This window comes from Paenibacillus popilliae ATCC 14706 (genome assembly GCF_000315235.1).
GTDB lineage: Bacteria > Bacillota > Bacilli > Paenibacillales > Paenibacillaceae > Paenibacillus_B > Paenibacillus_B popilliae.
On sequence record NZ_BALG01000272.1, the window covers coordinates 1 to 2,305 of the forward strand.

Sequence of the window (2,305 nt, forward strand, 5' to 3'; positions counted from 1 at the left end):
ACAATCTTAACACCATCTTTATAGTTTAATATAAAATAGGACATAGACTCATGCTCCATGTCCTTCAGCAACAGACCCCGCCCGCACCTCTCATGGTTTTGCAATGATGTGTAACAGGGCGGGCCATTTTTTATTTGGGAGCCAGGCGTAATTCCTCTCTCCTCTCTTCAGTCTTGCATTCCCTTCATCTCTAGTAGTAAAATAGTTCCAATGACATATGGCCAATATTTTCACAAGAGGAGTGTAGTAATGGCATTCGAAAATGGGGACTTAGCAATTGATTATATTGGAGAAACTATTGATAACTACAAAAGAGACCGTACGATATTTTCACAAGTCTACTCATTAATACCAGTCTTTCTAAATCGTCCTGATTGGCCGCATTGTTATGACGAACTTGATCGTACCATTGAAATGATCTTAGGTAATTCGCTGACCGGATTAGTTTTTGAATTTACATCACGATATTTACACAGCGAAGAAATTGTGTGGCCTGACGATTTACCGGATAGTTTTTTTAGAGACCTTTCTACGTTTCACACAGTTACGAAAGATTTGGTTTATCAATTTTGGGCTGGTAGAACTACCCCGTTAAAGCTATATAGCATAGCTAAAAGTAGCGATCATCCATATGGAAAAACATTAATCAGGTTTATTAGGATGGATGGGGTAAATCTAGATTTGGAAGTGGACGAGAATGATATAAACACTATTATCAGGTTATTAAAGGGAATAATAAATAATGACGAAAATGAGTGATAATCGTGGGTGCTAAAAAAGTAAAATCATCTGAAGTTTTACGCTTAATTGAAAATGATGCATTGAAAATGAATAAAGCTAAACATCGCCCCCTTTCTCAAGCTGTAAATCCACGGTATAATATGTTTGAGGATTACATGCGTCAGTTTGATTATTCTATACAAGAGGTTAAACGGTCTATAGATCAATTAGCTATTGGGATGGAGGGTGGAGAAATGAGAGACGACGTTACAAAAATGGGGCAAAAATTAGAGGATATTAATAAAAATGTTCACGGTTTAAGCATTAATGTAGCTAAACTTGAAACTGAGATAAAGATCCGCTTCGAGCAATCCGATAAGACCCTCCAAGCAATCAACTCTAAATTGGATACTTTAATTACCAAGGAGGAGTTCGATAAAAAAACCGAACAAGGAAGATTCAACATAACAACTGTTATTACTATAATAGGCACAATTGCAGCTTTAGTTGCGGCAATGAAGGCCTTCATGTAAAGCCCCGCCATTCTTTTTAAGGCGGGGCTTTTTACTTTACATACTAATGACAACCTCTCTTTCCTTTCCGCCCCAACAGCCTCCGCCACCGCTACCCTGTGGCTCCTTATCGTCTAGAGCGTGGTTGCGACTCAGACCATTATTTCCCCAGTTGCTTCAACATCCGATCAACTACCACTGCCATCTCAGCCCGTGTAATCTGCTCATTCGGCGCAAATCCAGTGTTACGACCACCCATAATTCCAGCATCCATCACCCGTTGAATAGACGCCTCGGCCCAATGGCCGTCGTAATCCAGGGCCGACTTGTCTGGTTGCTTAGGCGCCTGCATTTTGCGCAGCTTTGACAGCTCGTCCACAAGCCCCGTGCCATATGTTGGAGACGGTGCCCATTTGCCGCCCAAAGCCTCCACAGTTTTAGCGGTGCCATGCAAGTGAGCAAAATGACGCGGATCCGGAGTGTTGGCCAATGGGTATCCGCTCGCACCAGCGTATAAGGCCAAATGGTCAAGGTGGGCTTTGATGCCCGCGCGCCAGTCATCAAATCGTTTATGCGCCGATGCCTGAGTATCCCCGCCACCAGCGGTGATTTTGAGTCCGCATGGGTTGCAGTAGGTGGCGTCGATGCAAGCGGCGCTGTGCCCGTCTCGATAGAGATAGCCTGTCTCATGCCCAAACTGCACATACGCAACAGCCGGGTCGACACCGTGCATCGGGGCTAACGACCAATACAAGTCGGCAAGCTTGATAAACTCATCCGGTGCCTTATGCCTCCGTGCCCACGCTTTCGCCTGCTCGACCGTTGCCGACGCCTTGCCCAGGATGTTTGTCGCCTTGGCTGGTGACTTGGGATTGTGCGCTTGTTTCCGCTGCAGCTTCAGATACTTAGCTACCCCGGCAACATGGCCGGAGATAATCGCCTCAATGACTTCTGGCCGCTTTAATCTGGCCGCATCAGCAGCAACATCGACAAATAGGTTTTCCGTCAATACGGCTGGCATGCGCGACTCGCGGCACATGTGCAAGTCTTGCTTTTTTTGACCGCGGTCGTTT

The 2,305-nt window shown here is 45.3% G+C and carries 3 protein-coding genes; 2 read left to right on the forward strand and 1 reads right to left on the reverse strand.

Annotation, left to right across the window (positions count from 1 at the left end; all coding sequences use genetic code 11):
• The first annotated feature begins 249 nt into the window (after window positions 1-249).
• Both PPOP_RS15985 and PPOP_RS15990 read left to right on the forward strand, forming a co-directional pair.
• On the forward strand, window positions 250-759 hold the full coding sequence (locus PPOP_RS15985) for a hypothetical protein (RefSeq protein ID WP_006287642.1): 510 nt from the start codon (window positions 250-252) through the stop codon (window positions 757-759).
• 5 nt (window positions 760-764) lie between these two features.
• Window positions 765-1,253, forward strand: coding sequence for a hypothetical protein (locus PPOP_RS15990; protein WP_006287643.1), 489 nt, complete (start codon window positions 765-767; stop codon window positions 1,251-1,253).
• Between the two features lie 139 nt (window positions 1,254-1,392).
• Here PPOP_RS15990 and PPOP_RS15995 read toward each other — a convergent pair.
• Window positions 1,393-2,305 (reverse strand): S-layer homology domain-containing protein (locus PPOP_RS15995; RefSeq protein ID WP_006287644.1); only part of this gene is annotated, 913 nt, incomplete at its 5' end.